Source organism: Tritonibacter mobilis (genome assembly GCF_001681715.1).
Taxonomy (GTDB): Bacteria; Pseudomonadota; Alphaproteobacteria; order Rhodobacterales; family Rhodobacteraceae; genus Epibacterium; species Epibacterium mobile.
In genome coordinates this window covers 1-22729 of record NZ_LNWY01000022.1, presented here as the reverse complement: position 1 = coordinate 22729, position 22729 = coordinate 1, and the positions used below count along the sequence as shown (strand labels likewise).

The 22729-nt window shown below is 58.4% G+C and carries 18 protein-coding genes and 1 tRNA gene; 18 read left to right on the top strand and 1 reads right to left on the bottom strand.

Going from position 1 to position 22729, the window contains the following annotated elements; genetic code table 11:
- The 15 genes from UB90_RS19410 to UB90_RS19340 all read left to right on the top strand — a co-directional run.
- On the top strand, nucleotides 1-285 hold a 285-nt coding region (locus UB90_RS19410), incomplete at its 5' end, for an EF-Tu C-terminal domain-related protein (RefSeq protein ID WP_456293453.1).
- 211 nt (nucleotides 286-496) lie between these two features.
- Nucleotides 497-1555, top strand: coding sequence for a hypothetical protein (locus UB90_RS19405; protein ID WP_065327039.1), 1059 nt, complete (start codon nucleotides 497-499; stop codon nucleotides 1553-1555).
- Nucleotides 1556-1708: 153 nt separating this feature from the next.
- A tRNA-Trp gene (locus UB90_RS19400) sits at nucleotides 1709-1784 on the top strand.
- A 195-nt stretch (nucleotides 1785-1979) separates the two neighbouring features.
- Complete coding sequence (secE, locus tag UB90_RS19395) at nucleotides 1980-2177, top strand: preprotein translocase subunit SecE (protein ID WP_005621023.1); 198 nt, start codon at nucleotides 1980-1982, stop codon at nucleotides 2175-2177.
- Between the two features lie 195 nt (nucleotides 2178-2372).
- Nucleotides 2373-2906 (top strand): transcription termination/antitermination protein NusG, encoded by a 534-nt coding sequence (gene nusG / locus UB90_RS19390; protein WP_005621026.1) that lies wholly within the window; start codon nucleotides 2373-2375, stop codon nucleotides 2904-2906.
- A 115-nt stretch (nucleotides 2907-3021) separates the two neighbouring features.
- Nucleotides 3022-4245 (top strand): glycosyltransferase family 4 protein, encoded by a 1224-nt coding sequence (locus UB90_RS19385; protein WP_065327040.1) that lies wholly within the window; start codon nucleotides 3022-3024, stop codon nucleotides 4243-4245.
- A 160-nt stretch (nucleotides 4246-4405) separates the two neighbouring features.
- Nucleotides 4406-4831 (top strand): 50S ribosomal protein L11, encoded by a 426-nt coding sequence (rplK, locus tag UB90_RS19380; RefSeq protein ID WP_009176390.1) that lies wholly within the window; start codon nucleotides 4406-4408, stop codon nucleotides 4829-4831.
- A 1-nt stretch (nucleotide 4832) separates the two neighbouring features.
- Complete coding sequence (gene rplA / locus UB90_RS19375; protein ID WP_005621045.1) at nucleotides 4833-5531, top strand: 50S ribosomal protein L1; 699 nt, start codon at nucleotides 4833-4835, stop codon at nucleotides 5529-5531.
- A gap of 162 nt (nucleotides 5532-5693) precedes the next feature.
- Complete coding sequence (locus UB90_RS19370) at nucleotides 5694-6641, top strand: glycosyltransferase family 2 protein (RefSeq protein WP_065327041.1); 948 nt, start codon at nucleotides 5694-5696, stop codon at nucleotides 6639-6641.
- A gap of 306 nt (nucleotides 6642-6947) precedes the next feature.
- The gene (gene rplJ, locus UB90_RS19365) at nucleotides 6948-7466 is read left to right on the top strand and encodes a 50S ribosomal protein L10 (protein ID WP_005621052.1); all 519 of its coding nucleotides are present in this window, start codon (nucleotides 6948-6950) and stop codon (nucleotides 7464-7466) included.
- Between the two features lie 80 nt (nucleotides 7467-7546).
- Nucleotides 7547-7921 (top strand): 50S ribosomal protein L7/L12, encoded by a 375-nt coding sequence (rplL, locus tag UB90_RS19360; protein ID WP_005621055.1) that lies wholly within the window; start codon nucleotides 7547-7549, stop codon nucleotides 7919-7921.
- Nucleotides 7922-8215: 294 nt separating this feature from the next.
- Complete coding sequence (gene rpoB / locus UB90_RS19355) at nucleotides 8216-12355, top strand: DNA-directed RNA polymerase subunit beta (RefSeq protein ID WP_065327042.1); 4140 nt, start codon at nucleotides 8216-8218, stop codon at nucleotides 12353-12355.
- 53 nt (nucleotides 12356-12408) lie between these two features.
- The gene (gene rpoC / locus UB90_RS19350; protein WP_009176501.1) at nucleotides 12409-16641 is read left to right on the top strand and encodes a DNA-directed RNA polymerase subunit beta'; all 4233 of its coding nucleotides are present in this window, start codon (nucleotides 12409-12411) and stop codon (nucleotides 16639-16641) included.
- Nucleotides 16642-16805: 164 nt separating this feature from the next.
- A complete protein-coding gene (locus UB90_RS19345; RefSeq protein ID WP_065327043.1) occupies nucleotides 16806-17618 on the top strand; it encodes a glycosyltransferase in 813 nt (270 codons plus the stop codon).
- Between the two features lies 1 nt (nucleotide 17619).
- Complete coding sequence (locus UB90_RS19340; RefSeq protein ID WP_065327044.1) at nucleotides 17620-18501, top strand: DMT family transporter; 882 nt, start codon at nucleotides 17620-17622, stop codon at nucleotides 18499-18501.
- Here UB90_RS19340 and UB90_RS19335 read toward each other — a convergent pair.
- On the bottom strand, nucleotides 18480-19286 hold the full coding sequence (locus UB90_RS19335; protein ID WP_065327045.1) for a putative rhamnosyl transferase: 807 nt from the start codon (nucleotides 19284-19286) through the stop codon (nucleotides 18480-18482). The two genes, UB90_RS19340 and UB90_RS19335, sit on opposite strands and share 22 nt — an antisense overlap.
- 337 nt (nucleotides 19287-19623) lie before the next feature.
- On the opposite strand from UB90_RS19335, the gene rpsL reads away from it, so the two are divergent.
- The 3 genes from rpsL to fusA are packed head-to-tail and all read left to right on the top strand — an operon-like array spanning nucleotide 19624 to nucleotide 22626.
- Nucleotides 19624-19995, top strand: a complete 372-nt coding sequence (gene rpsL / locus UB90_RS19330) for a 30S ribosomal protein S12 (protein ID WP_005621086.1) — start codon at nucleotides 19624-19626, stop codon at nucleotides 19993-19995.
- 18 nt (nucleotides 19996-20013) lie between these two features.
- Complete coding sequence (gene rpsG / locus UB90_RS19325) at nucleotides 20014-20484, top strand: 30S ribosomal protein S7 (RefSeq protein ID WP_005621089.1); 471 nt, start codon at nucleotides 20014-20016, stop codon at nucleotides 20482-20484.
- A 21-nt stretch (nucleotides 20485-20505) separates the two neighbouring features.
- Nucleotides 20506-22626, top strand: a complete 2121-nt coding sequence (fusA, locus tag UB90_RS19320) for an elongation factor G (RefSeq protein ID WP_005621092.1) — start codon at nucleotides 20506-20508, stop codon at nucleotides 22624-22626.
- The last annotated feature ends 103 nt before the right edge of the window (nucleotides 22627-22729 follow it).

Below are 22729 nucleotides of genomic sequence, written 5' to 3'. Positions count from 1 at the left end.
CCGCACACCAAATTCGAGGCTGAGGCGTATATCCTCACCAAAGAAGAAGGTGGCCGTCACACGCCGTTCTTTGCGAACTACCGTCCGCAGTTCTACTTCCGCACCACCGACGTGACCGGCACCGTGACTCTGCCTGCCGGCACCGAGATGGTGATGCCGGGCGACAACCTGAAGTTCGAAGTTGAACTGATCGCCCCGATCGCGATGGAAGACGGTCTGCGCTTTGCGATCCGCGAAGGCGGCCGCACCGTTGGCGCGGGCGTTGTGTCCAAGATCCTCGCGTAAGCGATGGGCCTCGCCTGATTTAAACGGCGGGTGACAATAGAAAGGGCCTCCCAACGGGAGGCCCTTTTCTCATGTTTTTGCGCGTTTTGGGCCTTCGCGCCGGGATGCCTTGCCTCGGTGCTCAAGGCTGTGCATACACATGAAAAATGGGTGTTTTCGCCAGATCGCCACATTGGTCTTCTGGTGGACGTGAAAACGGAAAGACGATTTTTTGCCTCGCACAGCATATGTCCATATCGGTACGCACAAGACTGGCACGACCTATCTGCAAAGCTGGATGCGCAAGAATGCAAATACGCTCGCACAACTTGGGATCGTGTATCCCGACATAGGCCTGACGCCAAAAGATGCTGCACATAAAGTGCTGGCGCTAGAGGCGCGCACCGCACCTGACACATTGTCCGAGACCGAGTCATGGGCGCAGCTTGCAGACACTGTTGCGGAAACCTCGGGCGATGTGGTGATCTCTTCGGAAACCTTCAGTGACCGGATGAAGGCGCCAGAACACGTCAGGCGCTTAGTGCGCTTCTTTGCCGACCTTGGGTTGCAGACAAAGTTCATTACCTTTCTGCGCGATCCACCCGCCTATCTGAACTCTCTCTATGTTCAGGCGGTCAAACGCTTTAATGCAGGCTGCTCTTTTGAGGACTACGCAGAGGAAAAGCTCAACCAGGGGTATTGCAACTATGCGGAACGCATAGAGTTTTTCGCCTCTGCTGCACCGGTGATTGCTTTGCCCTTTCGTCGCGACAGCAAGGCGTTGGAATATGTGTTTCTGGAGGCGATGGGTCGTTCGAGCGAAGAAATTGATCGATGCCAGCCACAGGCAATTTCTGTTCAAAACCCAAGCATGGGCCCATTTGCGATCCATGTCGCTCGGGAAATATATGCGCGTTTGCCCTCTGACATCACTGCACCGGAGCGCCGCCGCAGGCGTCTGGAGTTTAAGTCTGTCTTGACCAGACTTGAGGGGTTTGAGACGGGTTTTGTTGGCTGTGACAACGCATATGCCGAGAAAATACGTCACAGAGTTTCCCGTCAAACCGCAGCGGTCGCCGCAGAACACTTTGGCGCACCGTGGGAGGACGTTGTTCCAGCTGAAGCCATGTTCGACCGCTACGCCGCCCAACAGGAGCTGGAGTTTCCCGCTGAGCGTGTCGAGCCTCTGGTCAAAACAATGGTGGACGGCGATTTTGGCCCGCGCTGGCCTTTCGTGCGGCGCTGGGCGTACCGCCTCAAGCAAAAGGCGACGGGTCTGTTTTCGGCATAAACCAGAGACGGAATCGGTGCTGACATCGCCCTTAATTCCGGGATGCGCGGTATGATACCTGCGGTCATTGATCCGCGCGTGTGCTGGCAAGTGCAAAAATGCGAACTTCTCTCTTGCGTCCTCTCACGCACTCGCTTAGGAACGCCGCACCACAGGGGTATAGCTCAGTTGGTAGAGCGACGGTCTCCAAAACCGTAGGTCGCGGGTTCGAACCCTGCTGCCCCTGCCATTAAAATCAAGAACACCAGAAAATTCACCGCGATCCATCATCTCTATGCTGGGCGCTTGTGATTTTTTTCCGATGTTGCCAGATACTTCAACGAATTGACCGCAGATGCGCTCCATCCGAGCGGCGGGCCTTGAATTTGCCACCGCTCTCGGGTAGATCGCCCTCCTAGTCGACAAGAGAGAGTGCGAGAGCCCTATGGCCACCATCAATCCCGTTAAGTTCATCCAGCAGGTGCGCGCAGAAGTCAGCAAGGTTGTCTGGCCGACTCGCCGCGAGGTTCTGCTGACCACGGTCATGGTGTTCATCATGGCGGCACTGGCTGCGGCGTTCTTTGCAGTGGTGGATCTGCTGATCCGCACCGGTCTGAGCGGCATCTACGGGATCTTTGGCTAAGATAGGCATTTGATGCGCTGCAGCTGTTGTGGCGCCGTTGCCTCTTGATCTTGCCTGCTCAGAGGGATAGTTCAGCCGATACTGGATGAGGCGTGCGGCGATTCGCACGCCGATTTTTGTTGGACCGCAGCCAATGGCTGCACGGAGATATTTCGCGGCACAGGCCCGCAGGGAACAAGAAGGACGAGCAGGTTCATGGCGAAACGGTGGTATTCGGTCAGCGTTCTTTCGAACTTCGAAAAGAAAATCGCAGAACAGATTCGCACCGCAGTCGTGGAGCAGGGTCTTGAGGACGAGATCGACGAGGTTCTGGTTCCCACTGAGGAAGTGATCGAAATTCGTCGTGGCAAAAAAGTCTCGACCGAGCGCCGCTTCATGCCGGGCTACGTGCTGGTGCATATGGAGATGTCCGATCAGGGCTATCACCTGATTTCCTCCATCAACCGCGTCACTGGCTTCCTCGGCCCGCAAGGTCGCCCGATGCCGATGCGCGACGCTGAGGTGCAGGGCATCCTTGGCCGCGTCGAAGAAGGTGTTGAGGCACCGCGCACGCTCATTTCCTTCGAGGTGGGTGAGAAGGTCAAAGTCAACGACGGCCCGTTCGAGGATTTCGACGGTATGGTCGAGGGCGTGGACGACGAGAACCAGAAACTCAAGGTCACCGTGTCGATCTTTGGTCGCGAGACCCCGGTGGAGCTGGACTTCACGCAGGTCACCAAACAGGTGTAATCCACGCCTGTTTCGGCAGACATGCCGGACATTGCATCGCATTTCCCATTGGGAACCTGACGATCGGCCCCTAGAGTGGGGCCGATTTTGTTTTGTTCACTGGAGTTATGCGCCCATGAAATTGCTCGTCGTGTCGACCAACGCTGCCCAGACGATGGGGGGCGAGGCGATGAAGGCGCTGCAATACATGCAGCAACTGCTGGCGGATGGTCGCGACGCCACCCTCATCACCCATGAGCGCTGCCGTGATGCCTTGGCCGGGGAGCTGCCAGCGGATCGGGTGATCTATGTGCGCGACAGTGCCATGATGAAAACCTGCTGGCGCACGCCGGGTCTGGCGCGGTTTGTGAACGGTTTCTTCCATGTCGAGGTCGCCCGGATCTGTCGCGGCTTTGATCCCGCACAGGTGGTGATCCATTACTTATGTCCGATCTCACCGGTGGAGCAGCGTTTCCCACCAAAGGGCTATCGCTATGTGATCGGGCCGCTTTCGGGCAATATCTTCTATCCACAAGGGTTCCAGCATCTCGCGGAAAAAAGCCTGCGACTGCAGCAGCGCATCTATCGCCCTCTGCAAAAGGCTCTGGGGCTGGTCTCTCGCCAGTTTGTGCGCGCCGACACGGTGTTGGTTTCGGGCTATGTGCGCACGCGAGAGGCATTGGGCTGGGCGGGCTGTCCCGAGGCTCGGATGCGGGATGTTTGGGATGCGGGGCTTAGCGATGACCTCTTTGCGCGTCCCCGTGTGTGCCCGGCTGAAAACCCGGCGCATTTTGTTTGGATCGGCCGCATGGTGCCCTACAAGGGGGCGGATCTGGCTATTCGTGCGCTGTCTCAAGCCCCACAGGAGGCGCGGCTCACGCTATATGGGGATGGGCCGCAACGTGCCGCGCTGGAGGCTTTGGTGCGGGATCTGGGTCTCTCTGAGCGGGTGACATTTGCAGGCTGGCTCGCGCATGAGGATCTGTCGCAGGAGTTGGGCCAATATCGTGCGCTGCTGTTCCCAAGCCTCAAGGAGGCCAATGGCATTATTGTGCAGGAATGCATGGCCATTGGCCTGCCGGTGGTGCCGTTGCGCTGGGGCGGCCCGCTTGGGCTAGCCACAGATGAAGAGGCGTTGTTCGTCGAGGCCCATGATCCGGCACAGGTGGTGCGGGACTTGGCCGCCGCGATTGTAGAGTTGACGCAACAGCCGGAACGCGCCGAGGCTCTGTCAAAAGCGGCGCGGATTAAGGCTGAGGCCGCGTTTCCATGGGCGCAGGTGGCACAGAGCTGGTACGCCGCAGCCCTTGCGGCGCATGATGCGCATGATCAAGGCGCAAAGCGCAGCGCCGGGGGTTGATTCCTGCAGCAAGGGGGCGTATCAGCCGCCAATCTGTCCGGTTCCTTAACCGGGCGTGATTCTTGTGGGAGGCCCAAGCGTCGCGACGCGATGGGTCGAACCACGCAACGTAAAAGAGCTCTTGGGCGCGCCCAAAAGCTGTTGAAAAGGAGACAACCACATGGCTAAGAAGCTTGTTGGTTCGATGAAACTGCAGGTTCCTGCAGGTCAGGCAAACCCATCCCCGCCGGTCGGTCCGGCGCTGGGTCAGCGCGGCATCAACATCATGGAATTCTGCAAGGCGTTCAACGCCAAGACCGCAGACATGGAGCCCGGCGCTCCGTGCCCGACCGTGATCACCTACTATCAGGACAAGTCCTTCACCATGGACATCAAGACGCCGCCCGCGTCTTACTACCTGAAGAAGGCTGCAAAGATTAAATCCGGCGCGAATAACCCGAGCCGTGAGACCGCAGGCACCGTCACTGCCGCTCAGGTGAAAGAGATCGCCGAAGCGAAGATGAAAGATCTGAACGCGAACGACATCGACGCCGCGATGCAGATCATCCTGGGCTCCGCCCGCTCCATGGGCATCGAGGTGAAGTAAGATGGCAAAGCTCGGTAAACGTACCCGCGCAGCGCGCGAAGCCTTCGCAGGCAAATCGAACCTCACGATCGAGGAAGCCGTCGCACTGGTGAAGGCAAACGCCAACACCAAATTCGATGAAACCGTCGAAATTGCGATGAACCTCGGTGTTGATACCCGTCACGCAGACCAGATGGTGCGCGGCGTTGTTGGCCTGCCCAACGGCACCGGCAAAACCATGCGTGTTGCCGTGTTCGCACGTGGCCCCAAAGCTGAAGAAGCTCAGGCCGCTGGCGCGGACATCGTTGGCGCAGAAGACCTGATGGAAACCATCCAGGGCGGCACCATCGAATTTGATCGCTGCATCGCAACCCCGGACATGATGCCCGTCGTCGGTCGTCTGGGTAAGATCCTCGGCCCGCGCAACCTGATGCCGAACCCCAAAGTTGGCACCGTGACCATGGACGTGAAAGCGGCCGTGGAAGCAGCCAAGGGCGGCGAAGTTCAGTTTAAAGCTGAAAAAGGCGGCGTTGTGCACGCAGGCGTTGGCAAAGCGTCCTTCGACGAAGCCAAACTGGCTGAAAACGTGCGCGCATTTGTGTCCGCAGTGGCCAAAGCGAAGCCGACCGGTGCCAAAGGCGCCTACATGAAAAAGATCGTCCTGTCCTCCACCATGGGCCCGGGCGTGACACTTGACGTGGACGGTGCAGTTTCCGAGTAATCGGACCCTTCCATGTTTGAGAAAAGAAAGGCGGCACTTCGGTGTCGCCTTTTTTTGCGCAAGATCTCCGTATAGTGAGAAATCGGCAAGGTATCCGGCGCCGATAGGGCGATCGGGCAGAAAGTGCTGATTGGCAAAATGACGAGTGAAATGAGTGCGGAAATGGCACCAACTGTAACGCAGGTTTGGCGCGTGGGCGCCATCATGAATGAACCTCTCAAAGAGGTTCTGAAGTTCTGCGCGTGGTATCTCGCGCTGGGTGCTGACGAGCTGACGATCTGTTTTGACAATCCCGATGATCCAGCGATTGAAGCCCTCTCCGAACATCCTCGCGTGCGTTGCATTCCCTGCACCCCGGCATTTTGGCAATCGCTTGGCCTCACAGCCGAGAGCGCATTTGTCAAACGCCAGAATGCAGCGCTGACATGGATCTATGGGCAATATTCCGACGGCTGGCTGCTGAACGTCGATGCGGATGAATTCATGTATTTCGAGGGGCGCGGTGTAGCGGATGTGCTGCAGCAAGAAGGCGGGCAGGCGCTGTCGATCCGGGTCATCACAGCAGAGCGTGTGATTGCGCCCGAAGGGGTGGGCGAGACCTTGTTCCGTCGCCCCATGGCTTATGATGTACGCAAATCGGTCTACGGCACGGATGCGAAACTTTTTGGCCCCAAACGGTCCGGTCTGGTGGGGCATCCGCAAGGGAAATCCTTCGCGCGGTGCGGTGTTGCGGGATTGCAGCTGCGCCAACATTGGCCGCGCGCTGGCAGCGTGGAGGCCGGAGAAGAGGTTCTGCTCGATCACCATGATGGCGCGCATTTGCTGCACATGATCGGGGCCGATTTTGAAATCTGGTGCAACAAGCTGGCATGGCGCTGCGGGTCGCGCGGCTTTACCGATCCGCTGACAGAGCGCATTGAGGCGGCACTGGCTTCCTCACAAAGCGAAACGGAGTTGCGGGATCTGTTCTCTCGCCTTCATGCGCTTCGCCCTGATCAGGTGGCGCATCTGGAACGAGAGGATGCGCTGTTGCGGCTCGAGTGGGATTTGACCGCGCTGGTGCAGCGAGAATTCGACATCGATCTGGAGCGCATCGCCACGCCTGGATGACACATACCCGATGGGTTGATGTGTCGTTTAGGGGTTGGAAATTGTGACCCGCAGGATTATGTAGCCTCCACGGAGCAAAGCGTGCGATTCGTCGTGCGCTTTTCTCCTTTTCGTCCAAGATGGTGGGTGGCCTGTCGATCGGGCCTTAATTTCCCTCCTGAGACGGGTAGGACCAATGAAAGATCGAGGGTTTTTCGACTCTCGGGCGACTTTGGCTGAAACCCCGTAAAACGGACTTGACCGCCATACCTTTCGAGGTGTGGCAGAAAATGAGCCGGGGCATCTGCCCCTAATTTGGAGAGAACTGTGGATAGAGCCCAGAAAGAGAAAGTGGTCGAGGAACTCGGCCAGATCTTCGAAAGCTCTGGCGTGGTGGTCGTAGCCCACTACACCGGTCTGACAGTTGCCGAGATGCAGGACCTTCGCGCACGTGCTCGTGACGCGGGCGGCTCCGTGCGTGTTGCCAAAAACAGGCTCGCCAAAATCGCCCTCGAGGGTAAACCGTGTGAAAACATGGCTGACCTGCTGACAGGGATGACCGTTCTGACCTATTCCGAGGATCCCGTGGCAGCAGCCAAGGTGGCCGAGGACTTCGCCAAGGAGAACAAGAAGTTCGAAATCCTTGGCGGTGCAATGGGCGAGAACGCTCTTGACCGCGCAGGCGTTGAAGCCGTGTCGAAAATGCCGTCCCGCGAGGAGCTCATTGCTTCCATCGTTGGCTGCATCGGCGCACCGGCCTCCAACATCGCCGGCGCAATTGGCGCACCTGCAAGCAACATCGCAAGCATTCTTTCGACCATCGAAGAGAAGGCGGAAGCTGCGTAAGCGGTTGGCACTTAATGACTGGCGTAGGGTGATATTACCCACGTTGGAACACACATCTGTAAACGGAAAGAGCTAATACAATGGCTGATCTGAAAGCACTCGCGGAAAGCATCGTTGGTCTGACCCTGCTGGAAGCACAAGAACTGAAAACCATCCTCAAAGACGAGTACGGCATCGAGCCCGCAGCTGGCGGCGCAGTGATGATGGCTGGTCCTGCAGGCGGCGAAGCAGCTGCTGAGGAAGAGAAAACCGAATTCGACGTCGTTCTGAAGAACGCCGGCGCATCCAAAATCAACGTCATCAAAGAAGTCCGCGGCATCACCGGCCTGGGCCTCAAAGAAGCGAAAGAACTGGTCGAAGCCGGCGGCAAGATCAAAGAAGGCGTTTCCAAAGACGAAGCCGAAGACATCAAAGGCAAGCTGGAAGCAGCTGGCGCCGAAGTCGAACTGGCTTAAGCCCTTCGATAGAGGACATTCGGGCTGGATTTCCTGCGGGAAGTTCTGCTCTATAGGCCTCAAATCATTTGGCTGGATCCGGGGAAACCCGGGTCCAGCTGAACCTGTCTCAGAAAGGGGCCTTTTCACCCGCGTTTGGGTGGCCCTTTTCTCAGGCGAGGTTCGTTGGATCGGGAGGTCGCCATTCGGGACGGTGGCCATGAATTGATCCAGACCACGCTGTCTCTGACGGATGAGGTGCCGGGGCCCGGCGGCTGCCTTGTTTGTTGAGAACTCTGAAAGGTGAACTCTGACATGGCTCAAACGTTCCTTGGCCAGAAACGTCTTCGCAAATATTACGGCAAGATCCGCGAAGTGCTGGATATGCCGAACCTCATTGAGGTTCAAAAATCTTCTTATGATCTTTTCCTGCGCTCCGGCGATGAACCTCAGCCGCTTGACGGCGAAGGCATCAAAGGCGTGTTCCAATCGGTTTTCCCGATCAAGGACTTCAACGAAACCTCCGTTCTGGAGTTCGTGAACTACGCGCTTGAGCGTCCCAAGTACGACGTCGACGAATGTATGCAACGCGACATGACCTATTCGGCACCGCTGAAGGTCACGCTGCGTCTGATCGTGTTCGATGTCGATGAGGACACCGGTGCGAAATCGGTAAAAGACATCAAGGAACAAGATGTCTTTATGGGCGATATGCCCCTGATGACCCCGAACGGTACGTTCATCGTGAACGGCACCGAACGTGTGATCGTTTCTCAGATGCACCGCTCACCGGGTGTGTTCTTTGACCACGACAAGGGCAAAACCCACTCTTCCGGTAAACTGCTGTTTGCTTGCCGCATCATCCCGTATCGCGGCTCCTGGCTCGACTTTGAGTTCGACGCCAAAGACATCGTCTTTGCCCGCATCGACCGTCGCCGCAAACTGCCGGTGACCACGCTTCTTTATGCGCTGGGTCTCGACCAAGAAGGCATCATGGATGCCTATTACAACACCGTCGACTTCAAGCTTGAGAAGTCTCGTGGCTGGGTCACGCCCTTCTTCCCCGAGCGTGTGCGTGGCACCCGTCCGACCTACGACCTCGTAGATGCCGCCACGGGCGAAATCATCTGCGAAGCGGGCAAGAAAGTGACCCCACGCGCGGTCAAGAAGATGATCGACGAAGGCACCATCACCGAGCTTCTGGTGCCCTTCGAGCATATCGTTGGCAAATATGTTGCTAAGGATATCATCAACGAAGAAAACGGCGCGATTTACGTCGAGGCTGGCGATGAGCTGACCCTTGAGTATGACAAAGGCGGCGAAATCATCGGTGGTTCCGTCAAAGAGCTGCTGGATGCGGGTATCACCGACATTCCTGTTCTGGACATCGACAACGTCAACGTCGGCCCCTACATGCGCAACACCATGGCGGCAGACAAAAACATGGGTCGCGACACCGCGCTCATGGACATCTACCGCGTGATGCGTCCGGGCGAGCCGCCCACCGTCGAAGCGGCCTCCGCGCTGTTTGACACTCTGTTCTTCGACAGCGAGCGCTATGATCTCTCTGCCGTTGGCCGCGTGAAAATGAACATGCGTCTGGCTCTGGATGCAGAAGACACCCAGCGTACCCTGCGCAAAGAAGACATCGTCGCCTGCATCAAGGCGCTGGTGGAACTGCGCGATGGCAAGGGCGACATCGACGACATCGACCACCTCGGCAACCGTCGTGTGCGTTCCGTTGGCGAACTGATGGAGAACCAGTACCGCGTTGGTCTGTTGCGCATGGAGCGCGCGATCAAAGAGCGTATGTCCTCTGTCGAGATCGACACCGTGATGCCGCAGGACCTGATCAACGCCAAGCCTGCCGCCGCGGCTGTGCGTGAATTCTTCGGCTCCTCGCAGCTGTCGCAGTTCATGGACCAAACGAACCCGCTGTCGGAAGTCACCCACAAACGCCGTCTCTCGGCGCTTGGCCCCGGTGGTCTGACCCGCGAGCGTGCCGGCTTTGAGGTGCGCGACGTTCACCCGACCCACTATGGCCGGATGTGTCCGATTGAAACGCCGGAAGGTCCAAACATTGGTCTGATCAACTCGCTGGCGACCTTTGCCCGCGTGAACAAATACGGCTTCATCGAGACCCCGTATCGCGTGGTGAAAGAAGGACAGGTGACCGATGAGGTTCACTACATGTCCGCCACCGAGGAAATGCGTCACACAGTGGCGCAGGCGAACGCGAACCTTGATGAAGACAACCGCTTTGTGAACGACCTCGTGTCCACCCGTCAGTCGGGTGACTACACGCTGGCACCGAACGAGAGCGTTGACCTGATCGACGTGTCGCCGAAACAGTTGGTATCGGTTGCGGCCTCGCTCATTCCGTTCCTTGAGAACGACGATGCTAACCGCGCTCTGATGGGTTCGAACATGCAACGTCAGGCGGTTCCGCTGCTGCGCGCAGAAGCGCCGCTGGTTGGTACCGGTATCGAGGAAATCGTGGCGCGCGACTCTGGCGCGGCGATCATGGCGAAGCGCGCAGGCGTGATCGACCAGATCGACGCTCAGCGTATCGTTATCCGTGCAACCTCCGATCTGGAGCTGGGCGACGCAGGCGTGGACATCTACCGCATGCGCAAATTCCAGCGCTCGAACCAGAACACCTGCATCAACCAGCGTCCGCTGGTGAAAGTGGGTCAGACGGTCGAGAAGGGCGAAGTGATTGCAGATGGTCCCTCCACCGATATGGGTGAACTGGCGCTCGGTAAGAACGTGGTCGTCGCGTTTATGCCGTGGAACGGTTACAACTATGAGGACTCCATCCTGATCTCCGAGCGTATCGCGCGTGACGACGTCTTCACCTCGATCCACATCGAGGAATTCGAAGTCGCCGCCCGTGACACCAAGCTCGGCCCGGAAGAAATCACCCGCGATATCCCGAACGTCGGTGAGGAGGCCCTGCGCAACCTCGACGAGGCGGGCATCGTCTACATCGGTGCCGATGTGGAGCCGGGCGATATCCTCGTGGGCAAGATCACACCGAAGGGCGAAAGCCCGATGACGCCGGAAGAAAAACTGCTGCGCGCCATCTTTGGTGAGAAAGCCTCCGACGTGCGTGACACCTCGCTGCGCGTGAAGCCGGGCGACTACGGTACCGTTGTTGAGGTCCGCGTCTTCAACCGTCACGGCGTCGAAAAAGACGAACGTGCGCTGCAGATCGAGCGTGAAGAAGTCGAACGTCTGGCCCGTGACCGGGACGATGAGCTCGGCATTCTGGACCGCAACATCTACGCCCGTCTGCGTGACCTTCTGCTCGGCAAAACTGCCGTCAAAGGCCCCAAAGGCGTGCGCGGCAACACCGTCATCGACGAGGATCTGCTGGACAACCAGCTGACCCGTGGTCAGTGGTGGATGCTTGCTCTGGAAGAAGAGCAGGACGCTCAGATCCTTGAGGCCCTGAACGAGCAGTACGAAGCACAAAAACGTGCTCTGGACGCCCGTTTCGAGGACAAGGTCGAGAAAGTCCGTCGCGGCGACGATCTGCCCCCGGGTGTGATGAAGATGGTCAAAGTCTTCATTGCCGTGAAGCGTAAGCTGCAGCCGGGCGATAAGATGGCGGGTCGTCACGGGAACAAAGGTGTTATCTCTCGCGTGGTGCCGATGGAGGACATGCCATTCCTCGCAGATGGTACCCCGGTAGACTTCTGCCTTAACCCGCTCGGCGTGCCGTCGCGCATGAACGTCGGTCAGATCCTTGAAACCCACATGGGTTGGGCCGCACGCGGTCTGGGTCTGAAAATCGACGACGCACTGCAGGACTATCGCCGCACTGGCGATCTGACCCCTGTGCGTGATGCGATGCGTGAAGCCTATGGTGAGAACGTCTATGAAGAGGGTATCTCTTCCATGGACGAAACCCAGCTCATCGAGGCCGCAGGCAACGTCACCCGTGGTGTGCCGATCGCAACGCCGGTCTTTGACGGTGCGAAAGAAGATGACGTCAACGACGCGCTGGTGCGCGCGGGCTTTGACCAGTCCGGTCAGTCGATCCTGTTCGACGGCCGCACGGGTGAGCAGTTCGCACGTCCGGTGACCGTGGGCATCAAGTATCTCTTGAAGCTGCACCACCTCGTGGACGACAAAATCCACGCCCGTTCCACCGGTCCGTACTCGCTGGTTACCCAGCAGCCGCTCGGTGGTAAGGCGCAGTTCGGTGGTCAGCGCTTTGGTGAGATGGAAGTCTGGGCTCTGGAAGCTTATGGCGCCGCCTACACCCTGCAAGAGATGCTCACCGTGAAATCGGATGACGTCGCTGGCCGGACCAAGGTCTATGAGTCGATCGTCAAGGGCGAGGACAACTTTGAAGCGGGCGTACCGGAATCGTTCAACGTTCTGGTTAAAGAAGTCCGTGGCCTCGGCCTGAACATGGAACTCCTGGATGCGGAGGTTGAGGAGTGAGGGGGCTTCCCCTCACCCCACGTCCCCCCTTCCGCAAGATTTGAGGTATCAAAATGAACCAGGAAATCACCAATAACCCGTTCAACCCGCTGACCCCGCCGAAGGTCTTTGACGAGATCAAGGTGTCGCTGGCCAGCCCGGAACGGATCCTCTCGTGGTCCTACGGCGAGATCAAAAAGCCGGAAACCATCAACTACCGTACGTTCAAGCCCGAGCGTGACGGCCTGTTCTGCGCGCGCATCTTTGGCCCGATCAAAGACTACGAATGTCTCTGTGGCAAATATAAGCGCATGAAGTATCGCGGCGTTGTCTGCGAGAAATGTGGTGTTGAAGTTACCCTTCAAAAAGTGCGCCGCGAGCGCATGGGCCACATCGAACTGGCGGCACCTGTTGCGCATATCTGGTTCCTGAAGTCGCTTCCTTCCCGGATCGGCCTCATGCTGGACATGACCCTGCGTGATCTGGAACGGGTTCTCTACTTTGAAAACTATGTTGTCATCGAGCCGGGTCTCACCGACCTGCAGTACGGCCAGATGATGACCGAAGAAGAGTACATGGACGCGCAAGACGCCTATGGCATGGACGCCTTCACCGCCAATATCGGTGCTGAAGCGATCCGCGAAATGCTGGCGGCGATTGATCTTGAGGCAGAAGCCGAGCACCTGCGCGCCGAACTGGCCGAGGCCACCGGCGAGCTGAAGCCCAAGAAGATCATCAAGCGTCTGAAAGTCGTGGAATCCTTCCTCGAGTCGGGCAACCGTCCTGAGTGGATGATCATGACCGTGATCCCGGTTATCCCGCCGGAACTGCGTCCGCTGGTTCCGCTGGATGGTGGCCGTTTTGCGACCTCCGACCTCAACGACCTCTATCGTCGTGTGATCAACCGGAACAACCGTCTGAAGCGTCTGATCGAGCTGCGCGCACCTGACATCATCGTCCGCAACGAAAAGCGGATGCTGCAGGAATCCGTTGATGCTCTGTTCGACAACGGCCGTCGTGGTCGCGTCATCACCGGTGCCAACAAACGCCCGCTGAAGTCGCTCTCCGACATGCTGAAGGGTAAGCAAGGTCGCTTCCGTCAGAACCTTTTGGGGAAACGCGTCGACTTCTCCGGTCGTTCGGTCATTGTGACCGGCCCCGAGCTGAAGCTGCATCAGTGTGGCTTGCCCAAGAAGATGGCGCTCGAACTCTTCAAGCCCTTCATCTACTCGCGTCTGGAGGCCAAAGGTCTGTCCTCCACCGTGAAGCAGGCGAAGAAGCTCGTTGAAAAAGAGCGTCCGGAAGTTTGGGACATCCTCGACGAGGTGATCCGCGAGCACCCGGTGATGCTGAACCGCGCACCGACGCTGCACCGTCTTGGTATTCAGGCGTTCGAACCCACGCTGATCGAAGGTAAAGCGATCCAGCTGCACCCGCTGGTCTGTTCGGCGTTTAACGCGGACTTCGACGGTGACCAGATGGCTGTGCACGTCCCGCTGAGCCTTGAGGCCCAGTTGGAAGCGCGCGTCCTGATGATGTCCACGAACAACGTTCTGTCGCCTGCAAACGGCGCGCCGATCATCGTTCCCTCGCAGGATATGATTCTTGGCCTTTACTACCTCACGCTGGCGCGTGAAGGCATGAAGGGCGAAGGCATGGTCTTCGGCAACCTCGATGAAGTTCAGCACGCGCTGGACGCTGGTGTTGTGCATCTGCACTCCAAAGTCACCGTGCGGGTTCCGCAGATCGACGAAGAGGGCAACGAGGTCTTCCAACGCTTTGAGACCACGCCGGGCCGTGCCCGTCTGGGCTCCTTGCTGCCGAAAAACGCCAAGGCGCCGTTTGAGCTGGTGAACCGTCTGCTGCGCAAGCGCGAAGTTCAGCAGGTCATCGACACCGTCTACCGTTACTGCGGTCAGAAAGAGTCCGTGATCTTCTGTGACCAGATCATGACCATGGGCTTCCGCGAAGCGTTCAAGGCGGGCATCTCGTTCGGTAAAGACGACATGGTGATCCCTGACAACAAGTGGACCATCGTCGACGACACCCGCGATCAGGTGAAAGACTTTGAACAGCAGTACATGGACGGCCTGATCACTCAGGGCGAAAAGTACAACAAAGTCGTGGATGCCTGGTCGAAGTGTAACGACAAGCTCACCGAAGCCATGATGTCCACCATCTCGGCGGTCAAAAAGGCAGAAGACGGCTCCGACATGGAACCGAACTCGGTCTACATGATGGCTCACTCCGGTGCGCGTGGCTCCGTGACGCAGATGCGTCAGCTGGGCGGGATGCGTGGTCTGATGGCAAAGCCGAACGGCGACATCATCGAGACTCCGGTTATCTCGAACTTTAAAGAAGGTCTGACCGTTCTGGAGTACTTCAACTCCACCCACGGTGCCCGTAAGGGTCTGTCGGATACGGCGCTTAAGACGGCGAACTCCGGTTACCTGACCCGTCGTCTTGTGGACGTGGCGCAGGACTGCATCGTGCGCGAGCACGACTGTGGTACCGAACGTGCGATCACTGCAGAGACTGCGGTGAATGATGGTGAGGTTGTGGCCTCCCTCGGCGAGCGTATTCTGGGTCGTGTTGCCGCGGATGATGTCAAACGTCCGGGCACCGAAGAGATCGTGGTCGCCGCTGGTCAGTTGATCGACGAACGCATGGCGGACGCGATCGAGGAAGCCGGTGTTCAGTCCATGCGCATCCGCAGCCCGCTGACCTGTGAAAGCGAAGAGGGCGTCTGCGCCATGTGCTATGGCCGTGACCTTGCGCGCGGTACCATGGTCAACTCCGGTGAGGCCGTCGGCATCATCGCGGCGCAGTCCATCGGTGAACCCGGTACCCAGCTGACGATGCGGACCTTCCACATCGGCGGCGTGGCACAGGGTGGTCAGCAGTCCTTCCTTGAGGCGTCCCAAGAGGGCAAGATCGTGTTCGAGAACACGAACACGCTCACCAACGCCAACGGCGAAGTTCTGACCATCGGCCGGAACATGAAGCTGATCATTCAGGACGAGCACGGTGAAGAGCGCTCCAGCCACAAGCTGGGCTACGGCACCAAGCTGTTCGTCAAGGAAGGCCAGCAGGTCAAGCGCGGCGACAAACTGTTCGAGTGGGACCCCTACACCCTGCCGATCATCGCTGAAAAGCCGGGTACTGCGAAGTACGTGGACCTCGTGTCTGGTCTGGCCGTGCGCGAAGAAACCGACGATGCCACCGGCATGACCCAGAAGATCGTGATCGACTGGCGTGCGGCACCGAAGGGCTCTGACCTGAAGCCGGAAATTATCCTTGTGGGTGACGATGGCGAACCGGTCCGCAATTCCCTTGGCAACCCGCTGACCTATCCGATGTCCGTGGATGCGATCCTGTCCTGTGAAGACGGTCAGAAGATCGAAGCCGGTGACGTTGTTGCGCGTATCCCGCGTGAAGGTGCGAAGACGAAGGACATTACCGGTGGTCTGCCGCGTGTGGCCGAACTCTTCGAGGCGCGTCGTCCGAAAGATCACGCGATCATCGCAGAAATCGATGGTTACGTGCGCTTTGGTCGCGACTACAAGAACAAGCGTCGCATCTCCATCGAGCCGGCAGATGAGTCCATGGAGGCCGTGGAATACATGGTGCCCAAGGGCAAGCACATCCCGGTTGTCGAGGGCGACTTCGTTCAAAAAGGCGACTACATCATGGACGGCAACCCGGCGCCGCATGACATCCTGTCCATCATGGGTGTCGAGGCTCTGGCGAACTACATGATCGACGAAGTGCAGGACGTTTATCGCCTGCAGGGTGTGAAGATCAACGACAAGCACATCGAGGTGATCGTTCGCCAGATGCTGCAAAAGTGGGAGATCTCCGACTCCGGCGAGACCACGCTCCTCAAGGGCGAACACGTCGACAAGCAAGAGTTCGACGCGGCAAACGAGAAGGCGCTCAGCCGTGGCAAGCGCCCGGCACAAGGCGAGCCGATCCTTCTTGGTATCACCAAGGCGTCGCTGCAGACCCGCTCCTTCATCTCCGCGGCCTCCTTCCAGGAGACCACACGAGTCCTCACCGAGGCTTCTGTGCAGGGTAAGAAGGACAAGCTGGTCGGCCTGAAGGAAAACGTCATTGTGGGTCGTCTGATCCCGGCGGGCACCGGTGGTGCAACCCAGCAGGTGCGCCACATCGCATCCTCGCGCGACAATGTGGTCCTTGAGGCCCGTCGCGAAGAGGCCGAAGCGGCAGCAGCCCTTGCAGCGCCGATGGCGGATGATGTTGCGGATGCGGATTTCCTTGTGGAAACCCCGGAAAGCCGCGACTAAGCCCGACGGCTTGTTGCTGAATTGAGAAAGCCCCGCGTCCACCGTGACGCGGGGCTTTTTCGTTGCGCGCGCGGGGCCGGGCAGGCGGTGCACCAAGCCTCTTGGCAAGCGGGCGAGGGCGTGGTTTCTGTTGGTGGTCAAGGCCGGGGGAGAGAGACGACGCGATGGCGGCAACATTCAATATGGTAGGGGTCATCCGCTTCTCGCTGCTGACTCCGACCTTCAATGCAGACCGCTACCCGGATCTGGACGCCGCCGCTGAGGCGATTTTTGCACCCGACCGCATGGCACTGCGGCTGCACCTGTTTGAAAAGCTGTGCCTGCCTTCCTTGGTGCGGCAGGGGGACGCCGATTTCCATTTGGTGGTGGCGACCTCTGATCGTCTGCCGCAACCGGTGTTGAAACGCCTACAGGAGTTGCTTGCCCCGCACGATCATATGCGGCTGTTGCAGTTTGCGCCGGAGAACCACTTTCAAATCCTGAAAGAGGCCTATGGCGCGATTCCGGAACAGGGCGAAAGCCACCGTATCCTGTTTCGCCTTGATGATGACGATGCATTGGACGGCGGCTATGTGGCCCGGTGCAAACGGCTGGCTGCGGGGCTTCTCCCCTTGCAGGCAAGCGCCGAGACACCTTTTGCCATCGCCTTTAATCGCGGCATCTACCTTGTTCGCGAAGAAGGCCAGCCACCCGTCGTGGTGGACAGTTGCGAACGGGCGCCGCTCTCGGCGGGCACCGCGTTGGTGCGGCCTGTGTCCGGCAAGGGCAATCCCTATCGCTACAATCACCGCAAGTTTGCCCAGCATTATCCGCTGTTTTCGGATATTGCCGTTCCATCCTTTTTGCGGACGGTCCACGGTGACAACCATTCTACCCCGGCAATGATGGGGCTGACGGCGCGGCAGACCGAGGCCGAGATTGATGTAGACCTGCAAACCCATTTCGGCATGAGCCTTCGTGCGCTTAAGGCGATCTGACATGACAGGATCGTTGAGCCCGAACCAGAAAGGCGCGCTCCTGATGCTGGGCAGCATGGCATTCTTCACCATCAACGACACATTGGTCAAGCTGGTGGGAGAAACCGTGCCTTTGTGGCAGATCGTGACTGTGCGGGGCGTGATGGCGAGCGTCCTGCTGCTGTGTCTCGCACGCGCAATGGGTGCCTTGCGCTTTGATCTCTCGCGTCGTGACTGGGGGCTGGTTCTGGCGCGATGCGCGACCGAAATGGCTGTGACCTATTTCTTTCTGTCCGCACTGTTGCAGATGCCTCTGGCGAATATCACGGCGGTGCTGCAAATGCTGCCGCTGACCGTGACGCTCTGCGCGGCGTTGTTCCTCGGGGAAACGGTCGGCTGGCGGCGGAGCCTTGCCATCGCACTTGGGTTTATCGGTATGCTGCTGATTGTGCGCCCCGGTGGTGCGGATTTTGGTCCGGCGACGATTTATGCGTTGCTGGCCGTTGCGCTGCTGACGCTCAGGGATCTGGTAACGCGGCAGATGTCCCCGGCGGTGCCCTCGCTCACCGTGACATTTCTATCGGCGTTCTCGGTGATGCTGTTTGGCCTTGGTTTGGGTTTCGGCGAGAGCTGGCAGCCGGTGGGTGGGCGCGAGTGGCTCTTGCTGTCTGCCACCGCCGTGTTGATCTTGCTGGCCTATCTTTGTGCGGTGATGACCATTCGCGTTGGCGAAGTCTCTGCCGTAGCACCGCTGCGCTATACCGGACTCGTCTGGGCGTTGCTGCTCGGTTGGCTGGTGTTTGGTGAATTTCCCTCCGGTCTTACGCTCCTTGGGGCTGGGATCGTGGTGGCGGCGGGCCTGTTCACGTTGCTGCGCGAACGTCAGGTGGCCGAAAACACCTGACGCACATCTGCCTCGGATATGGCAAAGCGTGCCTCGAACTCTGCGACCTGCTCGACCGTGAGCGGCATCACGGGGATGGGCTTTACGCGCTTTTGCCGGGAGTCATTGGAAGAATGCAGCCCACGCACAAACATCGGCGCATCCGATAGCGTGATGGTGGGCATAAAGCGCAGGATCTTCTCATGGGCGAAATTCATGATGGTGAGCTTAGTGCCGCCACGCACATACATGCCAAGACCCGCGACAAAATAGGGACGGTGAATTTCCGCGGCAGAAATCCCATTCGCCCCGAACTCCGCCGCATAGCCCATATTGAAATCGACCGCCACGCTGCGATGACGCGCGACCAGTCCGGGGCAGTCTGAAATGGTGCCGCGCAACCGCTCGATGAAATCGACCGAGACTGCATCGTCATCATCATATCGAAACTGGAGGCACGGTTTGTCCAGATCGCGGCGCGCCTTGTTCAGAATGTCCTTCATGACAGCGCGCTGGGGCAATGGGGGGTATTTTTCAATCCGCACCTGCGGCATCCCCGCGACGAGGTCACGAAGACGTGCCTCGTGATGGGCGGGCAGGCTGTCACCAATGACGATGATCAGATCGAAATCGGGATCTGTCTGCGCGCGCAGACAGGGCAGGGCGACCGTTTCAAACAGACGAAAGCGCTCTTCAAGGCGGGCTTCGCCGTAGAGGAAAGCGATGCGCTCCTCGATGCCTTCGTGCTCTACTTGAAAGCCACCGATGGCAGGATAGGAAAATCGACAAAGCCCGATGACTTGCATCACTGGAAATCCTTATGAATAAACACGCGCGACTATGGCGGGCCGAACCCGGCCGGACAAGGTCTGCAAGCAGGGGCATGTGTTGACAAGCTCTGCGACTCTCAATATATGCGCGCTATCCGGCATGGGGGAGAAGTCCCTCTTACGCCGAACTCATATCTGTAGTGGCTCAAGGTCAGGGCACTTTTTTCACCCGGACCCTCTGTAAACCCACCGCGACGTTCACCTCGGAATGGGAACGTTTGCGGTTTTTGCGTTTGCGCAGACGCTGCTGAAGATCTCGCCGCACGGCGCGTGCCGTGCATGACATAGTGTTGCAAAACGGGGAATAACCGGAATGCCAACGATCCAACAGCTGATCCGCAAGCCGCGTCAGCCGAAAGTAAAACGCTCCAAGTCCATGCACCTGGAGCAGTGCCCGCAAAAGCGCGGCGTTTGTACTCGCGTCTACACCACCACACCTAAGAAACCGAACTCCGCTATGCGGAAAGTTGCGAAGGTTCGCCTGACCAACGGTTTCGAAGTGATCTCCTACATCCCCGGTGAATCCCACAACCTTCAGGAACACTCCGTGGTTCTGATCCGTGGCGGCCGTGTAAAAGACCTTCCGGGTGTCCGTTACCACATCCTGCGTGGTGTTCTGGATACCCAAGGTGTCAAAGACCGTAAGCAGCGTCGCTCCAAGTATGGCGCGAAGCGTCCTAAGTAAGAAGAAGGATAAGCATAGATGTCCCGTCGTCACGCTGCTGAAAAACGCGAAGTTCTGCCCGACGCCAAGTTCGGCGACCGCGTTCTCACCAAATTCATGAACAACCTGATGATCGATGGTAAAAAATCGGTCGCAGAGCGCATCGTTTACAACGCGTTTGATCGCGTTGAATCGAAGATCAAGCGCGCGCCCGTGGAAGTGTTCCACGAAGCTCTCGACAACGTGAAACCCTCCGTTGAGGTCCGTTCGCGTCGTGTGGGTGGTGCAACCTACCAGGTTCCCGTCGAAGTGCGCCCCGAGCGTCGTGAAGCGCTGGCAATCCGCTGGCTGATCACCGCTGCGCGCGGCCGCAACGAGAACACAATGGAAGAACGCCTCGCCGGTGAACTCCTCGATGCTGTACAAAGCCGGGGTACTGCCGTTAAGAAGCGCGAAGACACTCACAAGATGGCAGAGGCAAACAAAGCCTTCTCGCACTATCGCTGGTAACTCTTCAGAGGCTGATCCAATATGGCACGCGACTATCCGCTAGACCGCTACCGTAACTTCGGTATCATGGCGCACATCGATGCAGGTAAAACCACCTGCTCCGAGCGCATCCTGTTCTACACCGGCAAATCCCACAACATCGGTGAGGTGCACGACGGTGCAGCCACCATGGACTGGATGGAGCAGGAGCAGGAACGCGGCATCACCATTACTTCGGCTGCGACCACCACCTTCTGGGAACGCACCGAAGACGGCGAAACCGCTGACACTCCGAAGCACCGTCTGAACATCATCGACACGCCCGGCCACGTTGACTTCACCATCGAAGTTGAGCGCTCGCTGGCGGTTCTCGACGGTGCAGTCTGTGTTCTCGACGCCAACGCTGGTGTTGAGCCCCAAACCGAAACCGTGTGGCGTCAGGCTGACCGCTACAAGGTTCCGCGTATGGTGTTCGTCAACAAGATGGACAAGATCGGCGCGGACTTCTTCAACTGCGTTCGCATGATCGAAGACCGCACCGGCGCCCGCGCGGTTCCGGTTGGTATCCCGATCGGCGCCGAGAACGAGCTCGAAGGCCTCATCGACCTGGTCACCATGAAAGAGTGGCTGTGGCAGGGTGAAGACCTCGGCGCGTCCTGGATTCAGGTCGACATTCGCGACAGCCTGAAAGACATGGCTGACGAATGGCGCGGCAAGATGATCGAAGCGGCCGTCGAAATGGACGACGACGCGATGGAAAACTACCTGATGGACGGCGCAGAGCCCGACGTCGCGACCCTGCGCAGCCTGCTGCGTAAAGGTACGCTGTCGCTCTCCTTCGTTCCGGTTCTGGGCGGTTCCGCGTTCAAGAACAAAGGTGTTCAGCCGCTGCTTAACGCTGTGATCGACTACCTGCCGAGCCCGCTCGACGTTGTTGATTACATGGGCTTTAAGCCGGGCGACGAAGAAGAAGTTCGTAACATCGCACGTCGTGCTGACGACGACATGGCCTTCTCCGGTCTTGCGTTCAAAATCATGAACGACCCCTTCGTTGGCTCCCTGACCTTCACCCGGATCTACTCCGGCGTGCTGAACAAGGGCGACTCCATCCTGAACTCCACCAAAGGTAAGAAAGAGCGCATCGGTCGTATGATGATGATGCACTCCAACAACCGCGAGGAGATCGAAGAAGCGTTTGCAGGCGACATCATCGCGCTGGCGGGTCTGAAGGACACCACCACCGGTGACACCCTCTGCGACGCCAAGGAGCCGGTGGTTCTGGAAACCATGACCTTCCCGGATCCGGTTATCGAGATCGCCGTGGAGCCCAAAACTAAGGGCGACCAGGAGAAAATGTCCCAAGGTCTGGCACGTCTTGCTGCCGAAGACCCGTCCTTCCGAGTCGAAACCGACCTCGAGTCCGGTCAGACCATCATGAAGGGCATGGGCGAACTTCACCTGGACATCCTGGTGGACCGTCTGAAGCGCGAGTTCAAAGTCGAAGCCAACATCGGTGCCCCGCAGGTTGCCTACCGCGAGACCATTGGTCACGAGGTCGAGCACACCTACACCCACAAGAAACAGTCGGGTGGTTCGGGTCAGTTCGCTGAGGTGAAGATGATCATCTCGCCGACAGAAGCTGGTGAAGGTTATTCCTTCGAGTCCCGCATCGTTGGCGGCTCGGTTCCCAAGGAATACATCCCCGGTGTTGAAAAAGGCATCAACTCGGTCATGGACAGCGGCCCGCTCGCTGGCTTCCCCGTGATCGACTTCAAGGTTGCCCTGATCGACGGTAAGTTCCACGACGTTGACTCCAGCGTTCTGGCGTTTGAGATCGCAGCCCGTATGTGTATGCGTGAAGGCATGCGCAAAGCTGGCGCGAAACTGCTCGAGCCGATCATGAAAGTCGAAGTGATCACCCCGGAAGAATACACCGGCGGTATCATCGGCGATCTGACCTCCCGTCGCGGTCAGGTGTCCGGTCAGGAGCCTCGCGGCAACGCAATTGCGATCGACGCAAACGTGCCGCTCGCGAACATGTTTGGCTACATCAACACCCTGCGCTCCATGTCCTCGGGCCGCGCGCAGTTCACGATGCAGTTCTCGCATTACGATCCGGTCCCGCAGAACATCTCTGACGAGATCCAGGCGAAATACGCATAAGCGTGACGATTTGGGGGAGTGCCGCGGCCGGCGCTCCCTCCCAAAGCTAAAAGGAGGCCATCATGGCTAAGGAAAAGTTTGAACGTAATAAACCGCACGTCAA

Bases quoted from the DNA above. Each gene is read 5' to 3' on its own strand.
- secE (WP_005621023.1), top strand. From the start codon at position 1,980: ATGGCCACCATCAATCCCGTTAAGTTCATCCAGCAGGTGCGCGCAGAA.
- nusG (WP_005621026.1), top strand. From the start codon at position 2,373: ATGGCGAAACGGTGGTATTCGGTCAGCGTTCTTTCGAACTTCGAAAAG.
- UB90_RS19385 (WP_065327040.1), top strand. From the start codon at position 3,022: ATGAAATTGCTCGTCGTGTCGACCAACGCTGCCCAGACGATGGGGGGC.
- rplK (WP_009176390.1), top strand. From the start codon at position 4,406: ATGGCTAAGAAGCTTGTTGGTTCGATGAAACTGCAGGTTCCTGCAGGT.
- rplA (WP_005621045.1), top strand. From the start codon at position 4,833: ATGGCAAAGCTCGGTAAACGTACCCGCGCAGCGCGCGAAGCCTTCGCA.
- UB90_RS19370 (WP_065327041.1), top strand. From the start codon at position 5,694: ATGGCACCAACTGTAACGCAGGTTTGGCGCGTGGGCGCCATCATGAAT.
- rplL (WP_005621055.1), top strand. From the start codon at position 7,547: ATGGCTGATCTGAAAGCACTCGCGGAAAGCATCGTTGGTCTGACCCTG.
- rpoB (WP_065327042.1), top strand. From the start codon at position 8,216: ATGGCTCAAACGTTCCTTGGCCAGAAACGTCTTCGCAAATATTACGGC.
- rpoC (WP_009176501.1), top strand. From the start codon at position 12,409: ATGAACCAGGAAATCACCAATAACCCGTTCAACCCGCTGACCCCGCCG.
- UB90_RS19345 (WP_065327043.1), top strand. From the start codon at position 16,806: ATGGCGGCAACATTCAATATGGTAGGGGTCATCCGCTTCTCGCTGCTG.
- UB90_RS19340 (WP_065327044.1), top strand. From the start codon at position 17,620: ATGACAGGATCGTTGAGCCCGAACCAGAAAGGCGCGCTCCTGATGCTG.
- UB90_RS19335 (WP_065327045.1), bottom strand. From the start codon at position 19,286: ATGCAAGTCATCGGGCTTTGTCGATTTTCCTATCCTGCCATCGGTGGC.
- rpsL (WP_005621086.1), top strand. From the start codon at position 19,624: ATGCCAACGATCCAACAGCTGATCCGCAAGCCGCGTCAGCCGAAAGTA.
- rpsG (WP_005621089.1), top strand. From the start codon at position 20,014: ATGTCCCGTCGTCACGCTGCTGAAAAACGCGAAGTTCTGCCCGACGCC.
- fusA (WP_005621092.1), top strand. From the start codon at position 20,506: ATGGCACGCGACTATCCGCTAGACCGCTACCGTAACTTCGGTATCATG.